Source organism: uncultured Olsenella sp., assembly GCF_959602185.1.
Lineage (GTDB): Bacteria > Actinomycetota > Coriobacteriia > Coriobacteriales > Atopobiaceae > Olsenella_I > Olsenella_I phocaeensis.
This window is the reverse complement of sequence record NZ_CAUGRZ010000004.1, coordinates 58,939-78,239: the sequence shown is the minus strand read 5'-3', so window position 1 is coordinate 78,239 and position 19,301 is coordinate 58,939. Positions and strand designations below refer to the sequence as shown.

Here is a 19,301-nt window from a genome sequence, read left to right as displayed (position 1 = left end):
CTAGGCCCCCAGCCCGCCGGGGAGGCATGCGAGTGCGACGGCGTACACCACGATCGCAACGGCCATGGCCGTTGCCTGGAGCGCGAGGCCCGAGGTCTCGAGGTTCTTGGCGTCCCTCACGCGCAGGATGGTGAGGTATGCCGGCGCGCAGAGGAACGACGCCATAACGCTCACGGCCGCGGAGGCGAAGCCGTGGAAGCTCGGGTCGTACGCGCCCAGGCCGCTCGCGAAGAGCGCCGCCTTGATGCCGCCGGCGACGAGCAGGACGAGCGCGGAGAAGAGAAGCCCCAGGCCGAGCCCCTTGATGGTGAAGCCCAGAAGCGACGGCGCGTCCTCGTCGTCAGGGTCGTAGCCCAGGAAGAAGTTGGTGACGTAGCTTATGGAGTCGTTCGCGGCAATCACGGCCACGGGCAGCGCCAGCGCATGTAGGAGGGTCGTGTCGCTTGCCCCGTTGGTCCCCGCGACCAGGGCGAGCGCCGCCAGGCCCAGCATCCAGAAGGCGAACCACAGCTCGTTCCTGAGCAGCCAGACGAGGTCGTGGCCACCGCGCGACCCGTCCCCGTCGCGACTCGCCGCACCGGCGATCTGCAGGTCCTCCTCGTGCTCCTCCTCCATGACGTCGAGCGCGTCGTCCACCGTGACGATGCCCAGCAGCTTGCGCGCGTCGTCCACGACGGGCATGGCTAGGAGGTTGTACTTCGCGATGTCCTTGGCCACGTCCTCCTGGTCGTCGTCGGGGCTCGCCACGACGAGCTCGCTCTCGGCGATGTCCGACAGCACGGTCTGGCCGCCATGGACGATGAGGTCGTTCAGGCTCACCGCGCCGGCGAGGCGGCCTTCCTCGTCCTTGGTGTAGACGTAGCGGACGGACTCGAAGTTCTCGTCCAGACCACGAAGCGCCGTGATGGCGTCGTCTACGGTGCCCGTCTCGTCCACCAGGACGAACTCGCTGGTCATGATGCGGCCGGCGGTGTCCTCGCGGTACCCCAGGAGCTGGCGGATGGCCTTCTGCTCCTGTACGCCCATGAGCCGAAGCAGCTTCTCTGCCTTGTCGTAGTCGAGCTCGCTCACGAGCTCGGCCGCGTCGTCGGGGTCCATCTCCGACAGCATGCGCGACGCCGTGGCTTCCTCCATGTCGCCCACGATCTCGGCTGCCATCTGGTCGTCGTCGAGCTCGGCCATGGCGTCCGCCGCCTGCTCGTCGTCGAGTTGGGCGAAGACCTGGCCGCGCAGGCGCGGGTCGAGCCTCTCGATGATGTCGGCGACGTCGGCGGGGTGAAGCTCGTCCAGCGTCTTGTGCGAGACCGACAGCTTCACGTTGGATAGGTCCCTCTCCACCAGGTCCATGTAGTTCCAGGCGATGATGCGCTCGGGGATGGACTTCCCGAAGACGCGGGCGATCTTGAGGGACGCGCGCTCGAACGCGGGCGAGAGGGACCTCAGTATTCCCCGGACGCCCACCTCGGCGCCGAGGAGGCGCAGCTGAGAGGAGCTGGTGTCCGAGAGCTTGAGGTCGTTCACGCGCACGACGCGCATGCCGCGCGTGTCGACGATCTGCTTGTTGAGCAGGTCGCGGGCGATGAGGACCTCGTTGGGTTGGAGGTACGAGAAGCGGATGTCGGTCGAGACGACCTTGAGTCGCACCTCGTCGTCGTCGAAGGAGCCTACGTACTTGCGCCACGAGATCATGAACGGTGTCTTGCCGGGCCCCTCGACCGCGAGCGAGGTCACGCGGGGAAATACCTCGCCGGTGGCGATGCCGAGGTCGTTGACCCTGCCAATCCTCTCACCGTCGAGGTCGTAAACGGGGTTGCCCAGCATTTGGGACAGATAGATCATGCGTGCTCCTTCGTTGGTCCGTCGCCGCGCATCGCCGTGGATCGCGTCGCCTTCGCCGGGGGTACCCCGCGGTGAGACCAACCAGGACGCACCGAGGGGTCATCGACTGTGAGGTCGAGGTTTCATCAATGACCCTTCTCGTAGCTTCTTCTCGTCACAAGGCGGGGTCGAAATGGCCACCTGCCTGCGCCTTGAGCATTGTACACGCGTCGAGCTGCCAGAACTCCCACGAATGCCAATCACCACGCAGGAAGGTCATGCGCCATCCCGCGCACCGTCCCGTCGCCCATTCCCGTCCAGGGGCACGCCGCGCGAGCCAGCTGATGTGGGATACTTCCTGGGGTGGACCCGCAGTCAGAGAAGGGGGCGCGAGGTGAGGACCCTGCAAGCCAAGCACTTCCTTGCGGCCTCTCCCGAGGATGAGGTCGGGCGGAGATGACGCGCGCCTTTCCACGCCTCCCCACGTTCGGAAGGCCCGGTGGCGCATCCTTGTCCCCCGATGCGGGACGCAGGTGCCGCATCGCCCTGCGCGTGGCGGCCGGCCTGGGAATCGGCCTGGTGGTCGCCGCCAATGTCGCTGCGGTGCGCTTCGGCGAGACGATCGACTCCTACCTGAGCAGCGACGAGGTCGACGTGTCAGACGTCCGCGTCGAGGCCCAGATGGCCCGCGATGAGAAGCTCTCGGAGGAGGTCGAGGCCGAGGGCCTGGTGCTCGTGCAGAACAGGGGAGACGTGCTTCCCCTCCCTCGCGACGTCGACCGCGTGAACGTCTTCGGCTGGGGTTCGACCCAGTGGGTGGGCGGCGGCTCGGGCTCGGGTGGCGTGGCGGGGGAGTGCGAGGGCATCCTGCAGGCCCTGACCGACGAGGGCATCGCCTACAACGAGGCGCTCGCCAAGACGTACCGTAACTTCCAGGGCGAGAGGCCCTTTCTCTCAAACGGGTCGCTCAACACCCATGACTACGAGTTCTGCCGGCTCTACGAGCCGAGCGTCGAGGACGAGGGGCTCTACACCCCCGAGCTCCTCCAGGAGGCGAGGGAGTACTCCTCCACCGCGATCGTGGTGCTGAGTCGCGTGAGCGGCGAGAGCATCGATTGCCCGCGCGAGCAGTTCCGCGTCACCACCAAGGGCGGTCCCGTCAAGCGGAGCATGGCCCGGCACTATCTCGAGCCCTCCCCCGAGGAGGAGGCGCTCATCCGCTACGTCGCCGCCAACTACCAGAACGTCGTCGTGCTGGTCAACTCGACCAACCCCATGGAGCTCGGCGTCGTCGAGTCCGTCGAGGGGGTGGACGCCTGCATGCTGGTGGGCGCCACCGGGACGACGGGCGCGCGAGCCGTGGTGAGGGCCCTCTGGGGGGACGTGAACCCATCCGGCCGCACGACGGACACCTACGCGTACGACTTCTCCACATCCCCCAGCTGGGCCAACGCGGGAGCGGACGGCGAGGGCCACTACCTCGACGCAGGGGGCTGCTACCCGGCCGACGGGACGCTCAACGGCAACGTGGGCACCCGCGAGGCCTATGACTCCGTGCGCTTCGTCGACTACGCCGAAGGCATCTACGTCGGTTACCGCTGGTACGAGACGGCGGACGCGGAGGGCTTCTGGGAGGGGGAGAGGACCAGCCATGGGGAGGGCTACGACGGCGTCGTCCAATACCCTTTCGGCCACGGCCTGAGCTACACGGACTTCTCCTGGCAGGTGGTCTCGCGCGACCCCCTCAGGGGCGGGGAGCTTGACCCAGACGGAAGCGTGACTACCGTGGTGCGCGTCACCAACACGGGCTCGCGGGCGGGCAAGGACGTGGTCGAGCTCTACGCCACGCCACCCTACGAGCATGGCGGGATCGAGAAGCCGTCGACGCAGCTCGTCGCCTTCGCGAAGACCGACGAGCTCCAGCCAGGCCAGAGCCAGGACGTCACGCTGAGCTTCGACGTGCGGTCCCTGGCGAGCTACGACTGCTATGACGCCAATGGCAACGGCTTTGCCGGCTGGGAGCTCGAGCGCGGGAGCTACAGGATCGAGCTCAAGCGAGACGCGCACACCCTCGCGACCTGCGCGCACGCGAGCGTCAGCTACGAGCTGCCGCACGACCACCCCTACCCAGACGACGCAAGGACGGGGGCGCGGGTCTCGAACCGCTTCACGGGCAGCTCGGCCGAGGCCGGCGTCTCCATCGACGGCAGCAGCACGGGGTCGCCGCTGAGACTCCTCACGCGGGCGGACTTCAGGGGCAGCTTTCCCAAGAACCGTGACGTAGACCGGACCATGCCCGACGCCGTCCGCATCCTCAACCGCTATGACGCGGGTCAGGCCCGCGCGCAGGACTCCCGGTACGACGGAGAGGTCCAGATGACCCAACAGCCCTCGCAGGCCAAGGCGAGGTTCTATGCGCTCGAGCGCCACGGCAGGCTCACCGCCCTGGGCCGCGCCCTGGGCGAGGACTACGACGACGAGCGCTGGGACTCCCTGCTCGGACAGCTCTCGCAGGGGCAGATGGAGCAGCTGGTCCTGCACGGCTACTCCCACACCTCCGAGCTCGGCGTGATAGGAAAGCCTCGCAGCAAGGAGCTCGACGGCTCGTCCCAGGCGTCCTCCTTCAACCAGCTCCGCTGGGGGGTGGGCTTCCCCAACCCCACCACGCTGGCACAGACATGGAACCCCTCCCTGTCAAGGCGCTTTGGTCAGGCGGTGGGCATGGAGTGCGCGATGCTGGGCATCGACGGCTGGTACGCCCCCGCCTGCAACCTGCATCGCACGCCCCTGGGCGGGCGGAACTACGAGTACTACTCAGAGGACCCCCTCGTGTCCGGCGTCATGGCCGCCCGTACCATCGAGGGCGCGCGCCAGGCGGGGACCTACACCTACCTCAAGCACCTCGCCCTGAACGAGCAGGACTCCTATCGCGACTCCCTCTATACCTGGCTGAGCGAGCAGTCCCTGAGGGAGCTCTACCTCGAGCCCTTCCGCAGGGCGGTCGAGGACGGTGGCTGCACGGGCGTCATGAGCTCGTACAATCGCATCGGCGCCATCTGGGCGGGCGGCAGCGAGGCTCTCGTCGATGGCGTGCTGCGCGGCGAGTGGGGCTTCCGCGGCTCCGTGATAACCGACTACAGCGACCATCACGCCTATATGAACGCCGACCAGATGCTTCGTGCCGGCGGCAGCCTCTTCATGGACGGCGTCTTTGACGATGGCGGCTTCGCCCTTGACACCACCACCCCAAACTTCCGCCGGCGCCTGCGGGCGGCCAGCAAGGACGTGCTCTACACCTGGCTCAACGCCCGCGCGTCCAACCTTGGCTACAACGACGCGGCGGCCGCGGCGGGCGAGGCCACGCTCGACCGTCCCGCCAAGACCAAGGGGACCTCCCTCGTGCTGGTGGTCGTCTCGCTGGTCGACGCGCTTGTCGCGGGGACCGTCGTCGTCCGCGCCGCCATGAGGATCCGCCGCCGCCGCAGGGCGTAGGGCCGCTCGCTCCCGCTCCAAAAGGACCGATTTCGACAAGGTGCCCAATCGGGGGGCCACCGTTCCTCTCCCCGGGCGCGTTGTTGGCCGCCGGGGCCATGGCGCTCGCCCTTACGGGTTGTGCGGAGGGGGCAAACATGAGGGGGAGCTCTTCGGGCGGCGACAAGCCCGTGGTGTACGCGAGCTTCTATCCCGTGGCAGACCTCACGCACCAGGTGGTGGGAGACCGCATGGAGGTGCGGACCATCATCAAGGGCAGCCAGGAGCCCCACGACTTCGAGCTTCAGGCTGGCGACCGAGCCGAGCTGGGCGAGGCCGACCTCGTCATCTACAACGGAGCAGGCATGGAGGACTTCATGGACGACCTCAGGGGCTCCGAGGGTGACGACGGTCGCTTCCTCGACCTCTCGCAGGGCCTCACGCTGCTTCGGGGCAAGGACTCGGACGGGGACGATCGCTCGAGCGTCAACCCCCACACCTGGCTGAGCGTGAGAAACGCCCAGCACGAGGTCGAGCTCATCCGCGACCGGGCGAGCGCGATGGACCCCGACGGGGCGGGCACGTACCAGGCAAACGCGCAGAGGCTCATCGACGAGCTGCACGAGCTCGACCAAAGTTTCCAGGAGCGCCTGGACAAGGGCAAGGCGGGCGAGAGGTACTTCGTGGTCTCGCACGCGGCGTTCAACTACCTGGCGCACGACTACGGCCTGCGGCAGGTGGCCGTGACGGGCATCTCTCCCGAGGACGAGCCGTCCGCGGCCCAGCTTGCGACCATCGCCGACTTCGTGAGGCAGCATGGCATCGACACCATCTTCTTCGAGGGGAGCGCGACCCCCAAGGTCGCGCAGACCCTGGCGCGGAGCACCGGCGCCACCACCTCGACCCTCTACACCATGGAGAACCTGAGCGAGGAGGAGATGGGGCTTGGCTACGTCGAGCTCATGAGGCGCAACCTCGACGCCCTGGCGGAGTCGTTTGATGTGTGAGCTGGTGCGCGCGCGGGGGCTCGAGTTCTCGTACGAGGGCGTCCCCGTCATAGCCGGCCTGGACTTGAGCCTGCGCCCTGGCGAGCTGGTCGCCCTGGTGGGCAGGAACGGAGCGGGCAAGTCGACGCTCATGAGGCTGCTCTTGGGCGAGCTCGCGCCTGACGCGGGGGAGCTTCTCGTCCTGGGCGAGCGTCCCGTGACGCACCGCCACTACCCGCGCGTCGCCTACGTCTCGCAGGACTCCATGCGTGGCTACCGCCATTTTCCCACGACCGTCCGCGAGCTCCTCCAGGTCCACTGCCGGCATCTGGGAATCAAGTCCGACGTCGGCGAGCTCCTGGCCCAAGTGCGCCTGGAAGGCTCGCTCGACAAGGCGCTCGACCAGCTTTCGGGTGGACAGCTCCAGCGGGTGGGGCTGCTCGTCGCCCTTCTCAAGGACGCCCGTCTCGTTCTCCTCGACGAGCCGACCAACGGAGTGGACGCCAGCTTCTCGGACGAGCTTTTCCAGGTGCTGAGGGATATGGCGGACGCGGGCAAGGCAGTGCTGGTCGTGACCCACCATCCGGACGAGCTCGAGGGCCGTGCCGACCGCGTGATCAGGCTCAGGGACGGCAGCATCGAGGAGGTCGTTCAGTTGTCGGAAGGAGACGTCGGCGCGTGATGTTCGAATACGAGTTCATGCGGCGCGCCTACCTCGTGGGCAGCGTCCTGGCCGTGATCCTGCCGCTCATAGGCCTGCCAATTCTGCTCAAGAGGCTCTCGATGATGGGCGACACGCTCTCACACGCCTCGCTCGCCGGCGTGGCCATAGGCCTCTGCCTGGGCTTCGACCCGCTCCTTGGTTCCGTGGTCGCCTGCGTCGTGGCAGCCTTGGGGGTCGAGCTCATCAGCAGTCGCCTCAAGGCCTACCAGGAGATCTCGACCGTGATCGTGCTTGCGACCGCCATCGGCCTCGCGGGCATCTTCACGAGCCTCACGGGCGGGAACAACGCCATCAGCTCCTACCTCTTTGGCTCGATCGTGACCATCGGGGACTTCGAGCTCGCGCTGGTGCTCGTCGTGGCGGCTGTGGTGCTGGTCACCTACCGCCTGATCTACGACCGCCTCTACCTGAGCGCCTTCGACCCCGTCGCGGCCCCTCTCATGGGCATCGACGGCCGGGCGCTCAACCTGGCGTTCTCGTTCCTCGTCGCCATCACGGTAAGCGTGGCGGCAAAGACCATCGGCTCGCTGATCGTCTCGTCGCTGATGGTCATACCCGTCATCTGCGCCATGCAGTTCGCACGCAGCTACAGGGGGACGCTGCTCCTCTCTATAGTCCTCTCGCTCGCCTTCGTCCATGCGGGCCTTGCGGTCTCGTACCACCAGAACCTCAGGCCCGGATCCGTGATCGTGCTCATCGCAGTGCTTGCTTTATCAGTGGCGATGCTCGCCAAGAGAAGATAGGGGTACCTATGAACAACGTAAGGAAGGCAGGCCTGGGCCTTGCCGGTGCCATTGCCGCGGCGGCCGTCGTCGCGGCGCTGGGTGGTCGCGGGCTTGGCGTTCCCGCGTCGGGTGGCCGGCAGGCGCCCGCGGCACAGGAGCAGGTTCGGGTACTGCGCCAAGACGACCCTGCGAGCAAGGCGGACGTGTCCTTCGCCACGGACGACACCACTGAGGTCCTCATCGACGCCCCCGAGGTGGATTCAGACTAGATCGTGAAGGTGGTCAAGCACGGGGACCACTGGCACGTCTTCACCAAGGACGGGCGAGAGATCATCACCTACAGCGACCCGAGCCAGGCCAAGAGCGGCTCGCAGCTCAGCAACACGGCGAAGGTCGTCGGGACGGACGGGAGTTCGTCACCTACGAGGACCCGAGCGCACTGTACCCCCACGCATACTCGTGAGGATGGTGAGCCTGGACGAGCTCGCCCGCCAGCCCATCGTCCGCATCCTCAAGCATGACGACCACTACCACGCCTACACGGAGGACGGCAGTGAGTTCATCTGCCGCGAGGATCCCTCCCGCGCCTTCCCCAAGATCAAGATAGGGACCTTCGAGGGGAGCCATGGCGGGCATGTCTCGCACGTGGGTCGCGGCGCGCGGGGTGGCGCGGCTGGGAACGGCGCGCCCCGCTCGCGTGGCAAGGCGGGCGCCTCGAAGCCTGCGGGCCCCATCGCCCCCATCAAGCAGGACAAGAACGACCCCAAGCGCGTGCTATCCATCGAGCACCACAACAACCACTGGCACCTGCACCACGCAGACGGCTCCGAGAGCGTGGTCTACGAGGATCCTTCCTCCGCCTACCCTGACATCAAGATCACGGAGTACGACCCCAACATGGGGCGCCACTTCGAGCCCCTCAAGCCGGGCGAGAGCTTCCGCTACGAGGACGTCGACGCCGCGCTTCTGGTTCCGCTTGACCAAATCAACTATGGCAACGTGGTCCACTCCGTCGACTACGACGAGGCCGCCGGTGGCTTCGTGATTCCCCACCACGACCACTACCACTACGTGTCCATCCAGACGATCATCCAGTTCTGCAAGGACGGTGGGGACACCTTCCACGGCAACGACCCGCGCGCCGTCGTCGCCACCCTCAAGTACCTGGTCCAGCACCCCGAGGCGCGTCCCAAGGGCAAGAACGGCTGGGGGAGCGACGCCGAGGTGGGGCATGGTGGCGGAGGCCATGCCCACGACGACGAGCGGAACGGCGACCACGAGGTCGAGCGCGACCACGAACATGCGGCGGAGTCCCGAGACGAGGAGGAGGCGGACTTCACGCGCGGCCCCAGGATTGAGCGCATCGTGCACGAGGGCAGCGTCTGGTACGTCTATTACGTCGACGGCAGCTTCAGCACGCTGACGCACGACCCCGAGGACCGCTATCCTGGCGTGCCCATCGAGGAGGGCTCGACGCCCGTCAACGACGGCATGAGCGACGACCGCGCAGGCACTCCCGCCACGGACAAGGACGAGGTCGGGGGTGAGGGGGTCGCAACTGTCCGCCCCGAGACGGGGCCCACAAGGGAAGGGACGTCCGCCGCGGTTGGCCACGAGTGCGAGGCGTCGGCGGCGGCCGAGGGTGCCGACCCCGAGCGCGTGGACGCCTCCCGTGAGAAGGACGCTCCGGCGGAAGCGGCAGATGCCGACGAGACGCCGGCGGGCACGACGGACGACGCCCCCGGCGTGGCATAACCCCGGGCTGGCACTGCGCGCCACGCGAGGTGCGGGGCATTCTCGCCTAAAGAAGGAACCCGGTCGGGATGATCCGGCCGGGCTCCGCTCGTGCGAGGGGGAAGGAGGCTAAGGCTCTAGAACTTGACCTGGGGCGCCTGGCGCACGGAGGCGTCGGCGGCCTCGAAGCCCTTGCGGCGCGGGAACTTGGACCCGGCGACGATGTTGCCGGGGAAGGTGGTGACGGCGTTGTTGTACTCGAGCACGCAGTCGTTGAAGCTCTGGCGCGCGTAGCTGATGCGGTTCTCGGTGTCGGTCAGGTCGCCCTGGAGCTGCTGGAAGTTGGCATTGGCCTTGAGCTCGGGGTAGGACTCCGCGACGGCGAAGAGGTGTCCGAGGGTCTGGGTCAGCTGGTTGGAGGCGGCCATCTTGTCCTCGGGGGTGACGGCGGAGCTCACGGCAGAGCGGGCCTTGATCACGGCTTCGAGGGTCTGGGACTCGTGGCTGGCATAGCCCTTGACGACCTCGACCAGGTTGGGGATCAGGTCGTTGCGGCGCTGGAGCTGCGTGTCGATGGTCTCCCACGCGTTGTCGCAGCGGTTGTTCTTCTGGACGATGCCGTTGTAGATCGAGATGAACCAGATTCCCACCACCACGATGAGTGCGATGATGATTATGGCGAGCGTCATGGCGATTCCCTTCTCGCGGCTCGTATCCTGTCAGACAAGTATACCCGGACCCGCCCACATTCGACCTGGGACGTGGTCCTGACGGCATGTGATGTCCGCGGGGCAACGAAGTCGGATTGCGGGGGTTCAATGTCGACGCGACCGTAAGGCAGGGGACTGACGCCATCGCACCGGGAGGCACCTGGGCGACCTGGCTGATGCGCATGGCGGAGGGGGAGGGATTCGAACCCTCGGAACGGGGTTACCGCTCGACGGTTTTCAAGACCGCTGCAATCAACCACTCTGCCACCCCTCCAATGGGTGCGCGGATATATCCTAGCGCATGAGCCCATGCAGAAGAGGGGAGGCTAGGGGACGATGGCCGAAGCGGAGCGACGGCGCGAGGTCGACGAGGCCTTCATGCGCGAGGCCATCGAGGAGGCCCGCCTTGCCGCGCAGGAGGGAGAGGTGCCCATCGGCGCCGTCGTGGTCTGCGACGGAAGGGTGGTCGCACGCGGTCGCAACCGGCGCGAGCTCGACCATGACCCATCGGCCCATGCCGAGTTCAGCGCGCTGGTGAAGGCGTCGCAGGCGCTGGGTCGCTGGCGGCTTACGGGCTGCACGGCCTACGTGACGCTCGAGCCCTGCCTCATGTGCGCGGGGCTCATGGTCAACTCCCGCATAGACCGCTGCGTCTTTGGTGCCCCAGACCCCAAGGGCGGCGCGCTGGGAACGCTCTATGACGTGAGCCACGACGGACGGCTGAACCACGAGTTCGAGGTGGTGGGTGGCGTGTTGCAGGATGAGTGTGCGCAGCTGCTTCGCGACTTCTTCCGCGCCCGCCGTGCGGAGCAGCGTGCCGCGAGGGGTGTGGCCTCGGACGAGTAGGGTCGCGCGGGCTCAGGAGCCGGCTCGTCCGCTTACGGACGTCGTCTAGGGCGCATGAGGCCACGCATGCCCTGCCCGTGCGACCGCTCGTCCGCCACGTAACTGCAGTTTTTCTCGCTGTTTATCCAATAGTGAAGTATCTTTGTCTGTATTCCGGGCGAAGGGGCTTATGGGCATGGGCAAGTGGTTCGACGCGGACGACGTACGCGAGGCATACGAGCACATTCGCGACCACGTGCGTCGGACCCCGCTGGAGGAGGCCGTCTATCTCAACGGAGGAGACACGCGCTACTTCTTCAAGCTCGAGAGCCAGCAGATCGGCAAGAGCTTCAAGATTCGTGGCGCCTACAACACCATGTCGCGGCTGAGCGACCGCGAGCGCCGGCACGGCGTGGGCACGGTCTCGACGGGCAACCATGGCGTTGCCGTCGCCTATGCCGCCCGCGAGCTGGGAATCCGCGACTGCATGGTGGTCGTTCCCATGGGGACGCCGCATTCCAAGACCGACCGCATACGCTACTACGGCGCCCGCTCCATGATGCTGGGCTCGGATTACGACGACTCCATCACGCTGGGCATCAACTACATAGACCGCAACGAGATGTTCTTCGTGGACCCCTATGAGTACGACCCGCGCGTGTACTGCGGCCAGGGGACCATCGGGCTCGAGGTCCTGGAGCAGAACCCAGAGGTCGACACCATCGTCGTGCCCGTGGGCGGTGGCGGGCTTATCACCGGCATCGCCACCATAGCGAAGGCCATGAGGCCCGACGTGCGCATCGTGGGCGTGCAGACCAGCGCCTGCCCGGCCATGCTGCAGTCCCTGCGCGACGGAGTCTGCTACAACCGCTACCCGACCTCGGGGAGGACCGTCTGCGAGGCAATCGTGGGCGGCGTGGGACAGATTGCCTTCGACATGCTGCCCGACCTCCTCGACCAGATGATCATAGTGAGCGAGAGGTCCATCCGCTCCGCCTTCAAGTTCATGGTGAGCCGCGAGCAGCTGAGCATCGAGCCGGGAAGTGCCATGGTGGTCGCTGCCGTGCGAGAGCATGCGGAGCTCGTGGGCGGCCACAACGTCGCACTGGTGATAAGCGGCGGCAACCTGGACGCGGACGTGCTCTCGGCCATCCTCGAGGAGGACTTCGGCGACGAGGGGTAGGCCGACTTGGCATCGCGTGTCGGGCACGCTTCCGCGCGCCCCTCGCCTTGCCGCGCACGCTTCAGCGCACATCGAGTCACGTCGAGCACGCATCAACGCACGCTAGGTCGCAGCGCACACGCCGTTGCGCACACGATTTTTGTCGAGCACGCACCAACGCACAGCCGGAGCTGCGTCTGCGCTGTTGGCACGTGGGTCTCGTGTGCGCAAGAGCGCGCTTGACCCGCGGCGCGTGCGCAAGGGCGTGCTTGGTCCGTGGCGCGTGCACAAGGGCGCGGACAACGCGGGCCGTGTGTGCCGGCCCGTGGGCGCCGCGGATGCAGTGGTGCAAACGGGCGAGGGGTGCGCCTACACCAGCTGGAAGATGAAGAAGTCCAGGTAGTGGGTCTCGGGCACGCCCCAGAGGATGGGGTGGTCCGGTGCCTGCTGGCGCTCCTCGACCTGGCGCAGCTGCACCCCGGCCCCGTGTGCCGCCTCCGCGATCGCCTGCGCCAGGCGCTCGCGCGACATGAAGTGGCTGCAGCTGCAGGTGGCCAGGTAACCGCCGCGCGGAAGCATCCGCATCGCGTCCTGGTTGATCTGGCGGTAGCCGCGCATCGCGTGGTCGATGGTCCTGCGGCTCTTGGTGAAGGCGGGCGGGTCCAGCACGACGAGGTCGAAGGGACCTCCCTCGGCGCGCAGCCGTGCCTTGTCGCGCGCGAGTTCGGGCAGGTACGCCAGGACGTCTGCCTGGGTGAACCCCATGCGCGGCGTCCCGTCCGCATTCACGTCGAGCCCGTTCAGCCGCGCGTTCTGCGCCGCCAGGTCGAGCGCCGTCTGGCTCACGTCCACGCAGCGCACGAACTCCGCCCCGCCTGCGGCGGCGTTGAGGCCGAAGGGCCCCACGTGGCAGAAGCAGTCGAGCACGCGTCGCCCCGCGCTGACCTGCCTCACGGCGCGGCGGTTGTACTTCTGGTCGAGGAAGAAGCCGGTCTTCTGGCTGTTCTCTATGTCAAGGTCGAAGGCCAGGCCGTTCTCGTGCACCACGAGTCGCGCGTCTTGGGGCTCCCGCGTCAGGCAACCGTCCAGCGCGCCGCCGCTCGCCTCGATCGCGAGCGGGTCCACGGCCTCCGGGGCCGAGAAGTCGTACCAGCCCTTGCGGGGCTCGAGCCCCTCCTTCAGGCGGGCGGGTGAGTCGGAGCGCTCGTAGATGCCGCGCACGCGGACGCCGTCCTCCTCGAGGACGAGGGTCAGGAGCGGGAAGAGGGTGGGCCTCAGGAGCTCCATGCCCACGGTGCCCACCTGCGCCACGAGCACGTCCTCGTAGCGGTCCACCACGAGGCCGGGGAAGGCGTCGGCCTCCGAGAAGAGCAGGCGACAGCAGTTGGTGTCCGGCTCGCAGCCGGCAAGGGCGCGCGATCCCATGGTGGCCTTGCGGTGCCCCCACGCCCAGCGGAGCTTGCGCCACCAGAAGGCGGCGTCGAGCCGGTCGTTCGCGTTGCGGCTCACCACGCGCACGCAGATCTTGCTCTTGAGCGAGAGGAGCCCCACTCCCTGCCAGGTGCCACTTTCCTCGAAGAGGTCGATGGCACAGCCGTTCGTGGCCTCACGCCCGTCCAGGGGAGAGGGACGCAGTTCCAGAGCCTCGCCTTCGAACACCCATGGGTGACCCGCCTTGAGGGAGCGGGCGGCCTTGCGGCTTACGATTGCCTGGGGGTAGGGTCTGAGCTGCTTCATGCTGGGCGTCCCTCCGGTCCTTGCGCTGTCTGCGGGCGAATACGTCTCGTTTGGTCCCGCGTCTTGCATTATGGCCGACGCGCCGCCCCCTGCTGGCCGACAGCCTTGAGGCACCAAGTTCGCTGGGCATGGGCCGACCTGTCCCATGCCCCGGCCCCAAAAGGTTACGAGCGGGGGACGGATACCGTTACGTCCGAGTTTCGCCTTGGGCCTCGTAGCCCACGCTCCTCTCATCCGGCCCCTAACATGGCCAGACACCCGCGGCGTCGGATGGGGAGGGAGTGGCCCCAAGGGGTCCGACTCGGCCCAACCCACTGGAGCCGCGGCGTCAGCCAGGGCGGGAGAGGCCCGCCGGCACGAGTGGCGACGCGTCGCCGCGACCCCTGCGAGGGAGGTTGTAACTACTATGAACGGACTGTTTGTGATCGTTGTTGCTGCGGTGGTCCTGGTCATTGGCTATATCGGGTATGGCCGCTGGCTAGCGAAGTCCTGGGGGGTCGACGAGGACGCGCTGACGCCCGCGGTGCGCATGGAGGACGGCCACGACTTCGCCCCCGCCTCGCGCTTCACCGTCTTCGCGCACCAGTTCTCGTCCATCTGCGGCGCGGGTCCCGTCACGGGCACCATCGTCGCCATGATGTTCGGCTGGCTGCCGGTGCTGCTCTGGGTCCTGGTCGGCGGCATCTTCTTTGGCGCCGTCCATGACTTCGGCGCCCTCTACGCCTCCGTCAAGAACAACGGGAAGTCGCTGGGGCAGCTGATCGAGAAGTACATCGGCCGTACCGGCCGCAGGCTCTTCCTGCTCTTCAGCTTCCTCTTCTGCTGCATCGTCGTCGCCGCCTTCACCTCCATGGTCGCCGGCACCTTCAAGATGAGCGTGGGCGAGGCCGGCGCCCTGGACGTCGCGAGGTCCTATCCCGCTGGCGCCGCCGGCACCATCTCGATCCTCTTCACCTTCGTCGCCATCCTCTTCGGCTGGATGTGCCGCAGGTACGAGCTTTCCGGCTGGAAGCAGTTCGCCTTCGCCGTCCTGCTCATCGCCGCGATGTTCTTCCTCGGCATGCTCTTCCCGATCTACCTGAGCCTCAACGCCTGGATCGCCGTGGTCATGGTCTACTTGGTGTTCGCCTCCGCCATGCCCATCCAGACCCTCAAGCAGCCCCGGGACTACCTCACCACCATCATGATGGTGGCCATGATCGCCTGTGCCGTCGTGGGCATCGTGGTCCTGGGCGTGAGCGGCAAGGCCACGATGACGGCACCCATGGTCGTCTCGTCCCAGACTCTGGACGCCCTGTCCGCCAAGGGCAACTACCTCTTCCCGGTGCTCTTTGTCTCGGTCGCCTGTGGCGCCCTCTCGGGCTTCCACAGCCTGGTGTCCTCCGGAACCTCCTCGAAGCAGGTCTCTAACGAGGCTGACGCCCTGCCCGTGGGCTTCGGTGCCATGGTCCTCGAATCCTTCGTGGGCGTCCTGGCGGTGGTCGTCGCCGCCATTATGTTCAGCGACATGAACACGGCAGGAACCGGCGCCCTCAACTCCGGCGCCGCGAGCACGCCCTTCCAGATCTTTGCCGCCGGCGTCGCGCGAGGCATGACCGCGATTGGCATCAACTCGAGCTTTGCCACCGTCTTCATGACGATGAACGTCTCGGCATTGGCGCTGACCTCGCTCGACGCCGTCGCCCGCATCGCCCGTACCTCGTTCCAGGAGTTCTTCCTCAAGACCAACGACGCCGGCGAGGAGGCTGGAGAGGGGTCCCTCGCATATCGTGTCGTGACCAACGTGTGGTTTGCCACCTTCGTGACCCTGGCGATCGGCCTGTCGCTCACCTTTGGCGGCTACCTCAACATCTGGCCGCTCTTTGGCGCCTCCAACCAGCTCCTGGGCGGCATGACCATGATCACCCTGGCCGTCTTCTGCAAGGCCACGGGCCGCAAGGGCTGGATGCTCTACCTGCCCGTCGCCTTCCTGCTCTGCAGCACCTTCACCTCACTTGCTATGAGCGCCTACGGCTGCGTCACGGCGCTTGCCGCGGGGATGACGGTGGACGTGCTGGCCACCAAGGGCCTGCAGCTGGTCTTTGCCGTCCTGCTCATGGCCCTGGGCCTGATCGTCGCCTACAACTGCCTGAAGGAGCTCTTCACCACCGAGGCCGGCTCCATGCCCGACGAGGAGCCCGAGTGGTCCGAGCTCGGCCGCAAGCACGTCGCTGCCCGCGCCGCGGAGGACGCTTCCTCAGGCGCCGCGTCTGCGGCGGCCCGCGCGTAGGCGCGCCCCTCCCCGGGGCTGCCGGCGCGGCAGGAGCGCCCCTCTCACTGTGTCAAAGGTGGAGTCCCCGCAGCTCTGACTGGGCTGCGGGGACTCCCTTTTCGTCGTCCATGACCCCCGTCGCAGGACGATCACCTGTGACGGGGCCGACACGCTCGCTAGATGCGCCCGCACTCGCCCAGCGCGGAGCGGTCGTACCAGGCGGAGAGCAGGTAGGGCAGGATCGCTTTGGCGTCCACGTCGGCCAGGCGCCTCATGCCGCAGACCGTGAGGTCCAGGGTGGAGAGGCCACCGCCTATGACGCTGATGACGGGCAGCTCGCCCCAGGGGTCGTCCGGAGTCGAGCGAAGCTCGAGCTTGGTGACGTAGCCCGGCGTCCACTCCTTGTAGTCGTACTGCACGAGCGCCCCGAGGAGCGCCCCGGAGGTCAGCTCGGCGCCGCCTTCGGGTCTCACCATGCGGTCGAAGTGGTAGTAGAAGCCGCATCCCTTGGTGGTGACGCCCGCCCCGGGCCCCTGGAAGATCATGTGCGTGAGGGGCGTGTTGTACTCGCCGAGCTCCATGCGCACGCTGGCGACCTGACAGCCCCTGCGGCTGACCTCGGCCGTCACCACGTCGCCGTCACGGCGCAGCACGAACTCGGCCCCCATCTTCTTGGGCATGGAGCCGTTGTCGCGCCCGAGCTGCGTGGCCATCTCCTGGCCGTTGCCGCCCAGGAGCAGCGAGAGCGTGTACTGGCCCAGCTGCTCGTCGGCGTAGCAGTAGACGCCCAGGATCGCCTCGTAGTAGTCGTCCGTGAACGAGGGACGATTGATGTGGTTGATCGAGAGGACCACGACGGGCATCTTGAAGGGCGTGAGCTCCGGTGGCAGGACGCGGCGGATGGCCTCGGGCGTCGTGGTGAAGGCGATGTAGATGCCACGCTGGTCACCCATGATGGAGGGCTGGCCGAACTTCGCCACGTCCTCGTCCAGGGCATGGAAGCTGGCTTGCGGCCGGTGTGGGAGGAAGAGTTCGCGTGCCGCCGCATAGCCACCGTGTGTGGCGGGTGAGATGTTCCCGTCCTTGACGGCGGACCCCACGACGCGCACCTCGACGTCTGCTGCCTCGAGCCCCTCGCGCAGTTCGGTGTTGGGGCGGTTGCCCAGCGAGAGCACGACGAGGTCGCAGTCAAGGCGAGAGGCGCTTCCGTCCGCCGTCGACTCGAGCGCCAGGCCCTGCGCGTCCGCGCTGACGAGCTTCTGTCCCAGCCTGAACTCCACGCCGTACTTGCGCAGGCGTCCCATGACGTCAAGCACGTTGACGGGGTTGACGCCAGGCGCGACGGAGTCGAGCATGTCCACCACGACGACGTGGGCCGCGCCCTTCTCGGCTGCGTATTCGGCGGTCTCGATGCCGGTCATGCCCGCGCCGACGACCACGACGCTCTTGCCGGCAAGCTCGCGCCTGCCGGTGAGGACCTCGGGCACGCAGGCGACGTTGGGGCCGTCGAGGCCGGGAATGGAGCGCGGCACGATGGGGCTCCCGCCGGTGGCGAGTATCACCGCGTCGGGCTCGAGCGCGAGCACGGATTCCACGGTCGCGCGCTCTCCCAGGTGGATGTCCACGCCCAGGTCGGGAAGGACCTTGGCGTAGTACTCGGGCACGAAGGACATCTTCTCCTTGAGGGGAGGCGCCGCCGCGAGGACGACGTCGCCGCCCAGCTCGCGCGCTGCCTCCAGGAGCGTGACCCTGCAGCCTCGCGTGGCAGCCGTCTCTGCCGCACACATACCGGCGGGACCTGCCCCCACCACAACGAGATGGTGGTGCTCGACGTCGGGTTCGAGGCTGCCGCAACGGAGCTCCGCCGCGCAGGTCGGGTTGACGGCGCACTCGAGCGGCATGGCCGCCTCGGCGTTCTGCTCGAGGCTCTCGAAGCAGCGCAGGCACGAGATGCACTTGCGGAGCTCGTCCACGCGACCCTCCTGGACCTTGCGGCCCCATTCGGGGTCCGCCAGCCAGGCGCGCCCCATGCCCGCGAAGTCGATGAGCCCCTCCTCGAGGAAGCTCTCGGGGACGTCAGGGCCACGGAAGTTCGACACCGCTATGACGGGGATCGAGACGTTCTTGCGCACGGCGGCGATGAGGTCGTGCCTCCAGCCCTCGGCGTACGAGACGGGCTCGACGGAGGTTATGCCGGTCTCGTAGATGCCGCAGGAGACGTCGATGAAGTCGACGCCGGCCTTCTGGAGCTCCTGGGCGATCCTCACGCCGTCCTGGATGTGAATGTAGTCCTCGGTGACGCCCGTGGCAGAGAGGAACTCCTCGACCGAGAGGCGGCAGCCCAGGGGGAAGTCCTCCCCGCAGCGCTCGCGGATGCCCGAGATGATTTCGAGCACCATGCGCAGGCGGTTCTCGAAGGACCCGCCGTACTCGTCCTCGCGCTTGTTGGTGTAGGGCGAGAGGAACTGCTCAAGCAGGTAGCCGTGGGCGCAGTGCAGCTCGACGCCATCGAAGCCCGCCTGCTGGACACGCGCGGCGGCGTCCACGAACTCCCGGATGATGTGCCTGACCTCGTCGGTGGTGAGGGCGCGCGTCTCCTGCTTGCAGCGCTTGCAGGGGATGGCCGAGGCGCTGACCACGGGGGCACCGCCCAGTAGTGAGCTATAGGTCTCGCGCCCGGGGTGGTGGAGCTGGATCATGGTCTTCGCGCCATGGCGATGGATTGCCGCCGCGAGGCGCGCCAACGCGGGGACGTTGCGGTCGCGCGTGGCGGATATCTGGCGCAGGAGGCCGGGGCCGGTCACGTCGTCGACGCGGCAGATCTCGGGCAGGATGAGCCCCGCCCCGCCCGCGGCGCGCGCCTCGTAGTAGGCGATCATCTCGTCGCTCGGCGTGCCGTCGAGGTTGGCCAGGCCCACGCCCACGGGTGTCATGACCAGTCGGTTCTTGAGCTTCAGGCCACCTATCTGCCCCGCCTCGAAGAGCTTCTCGTACATGGGATCCCCCTTCCTCGCGCCTGCGGCGTCGAGTGCTGGCGTCCCAGGCAACCCCTCGTGACATCTAGCTTGCTACCACGGGCGACGGGACGTGCGGCGATTAGGGGAGAAGCCCGCATTGCGGCGCGGACGGCATGGGGCATGTGGGATGTGGCGCGTGAC

At 67.4% G+C, this 19,301-nt stretch carries 13 protein-coding genes and 1 tRNA gene; 9 read left to right on the top strand and 5 right to left on the bottom strand.

The features are described from left to right. The gene (locus tag Q5923_RS04200) at positions 1 to 1,839 is read right to left on the bottom strand and encodes a magnesium transporter (protein WP_062531500.1); all 1,839 of its coding nucleotides are present in this window, start codon (positions 1,837 to 1,839) and stop codon (positions 1 to 3) included. 489 nt (positions 1,840 to 2,328) lie between these two features. Between Q5923_RS04200 and Q5923_RS04195 the strand changes: the two genes are divergently transcribed. The 6 genes from Q5923_RS04195 to Q5923_RS04170 all read left to right on the top strand — a co-directional run bounded on the left by Q5923_RS04195 (position 2,329) and on the right by Q5923_RS04170 (position 9,479). Then, positions 2,329 to 5,310 (top strand): glycoside hydrolase family 3 N-terminal domain-containing protein, encoded by a 2,982-nt coding sequence (locus tag Q5923_RS04195; protein ID WP_303132357.1) that lies wholly within the window; start codon positions 2,329 to 2,331, stop codon positions 5,308 to 5,310. Positions 5,311 to 5,447: 137 nt separating this feature from the next. After that, positions 5,448 to 6,296 carry a metal ABC transporter solute-binding protein, Zn/Mn family gene (locus Q5923_RS04190; RefSeq protein WP_197414972.1) on the top strand — a complete coding sequence of 283 codons (849 nt, stop codon included), beginning with the start codon at positions 5,448 to 5,450 and terminating at the stop codon, positions 6,294 to 6,296. After that, positions 6,289 to 6,957, top strand: coding sequence for an ABC transporter ATP-binding protein (locus Q5923_RS04185; RefSeq protein WP_303132339.1), 669 nt, complete (start codon positions 6,289 to 6,291; stop codon positions 6,955 to 6,957). The genes Q5923_RS04190 and Q5923_RS04185 overlap by 8 nt, the downstream gene beginning before the upstream one ends. Continuing rightward, a complete protein-coding gene (locus tag Q5923_RS04180) occupies positions 6,957 to 7,742 on the top strand; it encodes a metal ABC transporter permease (protein ID WP_303132449.1) in 786 nt (261 codons plus the stop codon). The genes Q5923_RS04185 and Q5923_RS04180 overlap by 1 nt, the downstream gene beginning before the upstream one ends. An 8-nt stretch (positions 7,743 to 7,750) precedes the next feature. After that, positions 7,751 to 7,993: a hypothetical protein gene (locus Q5923_RS04175; protein WP_303132337.1), complete on the top strand. Its 243-nt coding sequence runs from the start codon at positions 7,751 to 7,753 to the stop codon at positions 7,991 to 7,993. 199 nt (positions 7,994 to 8,192) lie between these two features. Then, positions 8,193 to 9,479 carry a hypothetical protein gene (locus Q5923_RS04170; RefSeq protein WP_303132336.1) on the top strand — a complete coding sequence of 429 codons (1,287 nt, stop codon included), beginning with the start codon at positions 8,193 to 8,195 and terminating at the stop codon, positions 9,477 to 9,479. A gap of 116 nt (positions 9,480 to 9,595) precedes the next feature. On the opposite strand, the gene Q5923_RS04165 is transcribed toward Q5923_RS04170, so the two are convergent. Both Q5923_RS04165 and Q5923_RS04160 read right to left on the bottom strand, forming a co-directional pair. Then, the gene (locus tag Q5923_RS04165) at positions 9,596 to 10,147 is read right to left on the bottom strand and encodes a LemA family protein (RefSeq protein ID WP_009278234.1); all 552 of its coding nucleotides are present in this window, start codon (positions 10,145 to 10,147) and stop codon (positions 9,596 to 9,598) included. A gap of 204 nt (positions 10,148 to 10,351) precedes the next feature. After that, positions 10,352 to 10,442, bottom strand: a tRNA-Ser gene (locus tag Q5923_RS04160). 62 nt (positions 10,443 to 10,504) lie between these two features. Between Q5923_RS04160 and tadA the strand changes: the two genes are divergently transcribed. Both tadA and Q5923_RS04150 read left to right on the top strand, forming a co-directional pair. Beyond that, positions 10,505 to 11,014 (top strand): tRNA adenosine(34) deaminase TadA, encoded by a 510-nt coding sequence (tadA, locus tag Q5923_RS04155; RefSeq protein WP_072500290.1) that lies wholly within the window; start codon positions 10,505 to 10,507, stop codon positions 11,012 to 11,014. A 175-nt stretch (positions 11,015 to 11,189) separates the two neighbouring features. Beyond that, a complete protein-coding gene (locus tag Q5923_RS04150; RefSeq protein WP_234946908.1) occupies positions 11,190 to 12,176 on the top strand; it encodes a threonine/serine dehydratase in 987 nt (328 codons plus the stop codon). A 348-nt stretch (positions 12,177 to 12,524) separates the two neighbouring features. On the opposite strand, the gene Q5923_RS04145 is transcribed toward Q5923_RS04150, so the two are convergent. Continuing rightward, on the bottom strand, positions 12,525 to 13,892 hold the full coding sequence (locus Q5923_RS04145) for a class I SAM-dependent rRNA methyltransferase (protein WP_303132332.1): 1,368 nt from the start codon (positions 13,890 to 13,892) through the stop codon (positions 12,525 to 12,527). Positions 13,893 to 14,298: 406 nt separating this feature from the next. On the opposite strand from Q5923_RS04145, the gene Q5923_RS04140 reads away from it, so the two are divergent. After that, positions 14,299 to 16,161, top strand: coding sequence for a carbon starvation protein A (locus Q5923_RS04140; RefSeq protein WP_303132330.1), 1,863 nt, complete (start codon positions 14,299 to 14,301; stop codon positions 16,159 to 16,161). A gap of 158 nt (positions 16,162 to 16,319) precedes the next feature. Here the strand turns inward: Q5923_RS04140 and Q5923_RS04135 are convergent, their stop codons facing one another. After that, complete coding sequence (locus Q5923_RS04135; RefSeq protein ID WP_303132328.1) at positions 16,320 to 19,139, bottom strand: acetoacetate decarboxylase family protein; 2,820 nt, start codon at positions 19,137 to 19,139, stop codon at positions 16,320 to 16,322. Positions 19,140 to 19,301: the final 162 nt, after the last annotated feature.

Coding starts and splice junctions, on each gene's coding strand:
- Q5923_RS04200 (WP_062531500.1), bottom strand. CDS start 1,839: ATGATCTATCTGTCCCAAATGCTGGGCAACCCCGTTTACGACCTCGAC.
- Q5923_RS04190 (WP_197414972.1), top strand. CDS start 5,448: ATGAGGGGGAGCTCTTCGGGCGGCGACAAGCCCGTGGTGTACGCGAGC.
- Q5923_RS04185 (WP_303132339.1), top strand. CDS start 6,289: ATGTGTGAGCTGGTGCGCGCGCGGGGGCTCGAGTTCTCGTACGAGGGC.
- Q5923_RS04180 (WP_303132449.1), top strand. CDS start 6,957: ATGTTCGAATACGAGTTCATGCGGCGCGCCTACCTCGTGGGCAGCGTC.
- Q5923_RS04175 (WP_303132337.1), top strand. CDS start 7,751: ATGAACAACGTAAGGAAGGCAGGCCTGGGCCTTGCCGGTGCCATTGCC.
- Q5923_RS04165 (WP_009278234.1), bottom strand. CDS start 10,147: ATGACGCTCGCCATAATCATCATCGCACTCATCGTGGTGGTGGGAATC.
- tadA (WP_072500290.1), top strand. CDS start 10,505: ATGGCCGAAGCGGAGCGACGGCGCGAGGTCGACGAGGCCTTCATGCGC.
- Q5923_RS04150 (WP_234946908.1), top strand. CDS start 11,190: ATGGGCAAGTGGTTCGACGCGGACGACGTACGCGAGGCATACGAGCAC.
- Q5923_RS04145 (WP_303132332.1), bottom strand. CDS start 13,892: ATGAAGCAGCTCAGACCCTACCCCCAGGCAATCGTAAGCCGCAAGGCC.
- Q5923_RS04140 (WP_303132330.1), top strand. CDS start 14,299: ATGAACGGACTGTTTGTGATCGTTGTTGCTGCGGTGGTCCTGGTCATT.
- Q5923_RS04135 (WP_303132328.1), bottom strand. CDS start 19,139: ATGTACGAGAAGCTCTTCGAGGCGGGGCAGATAGGTGGCCTGAAGCTC.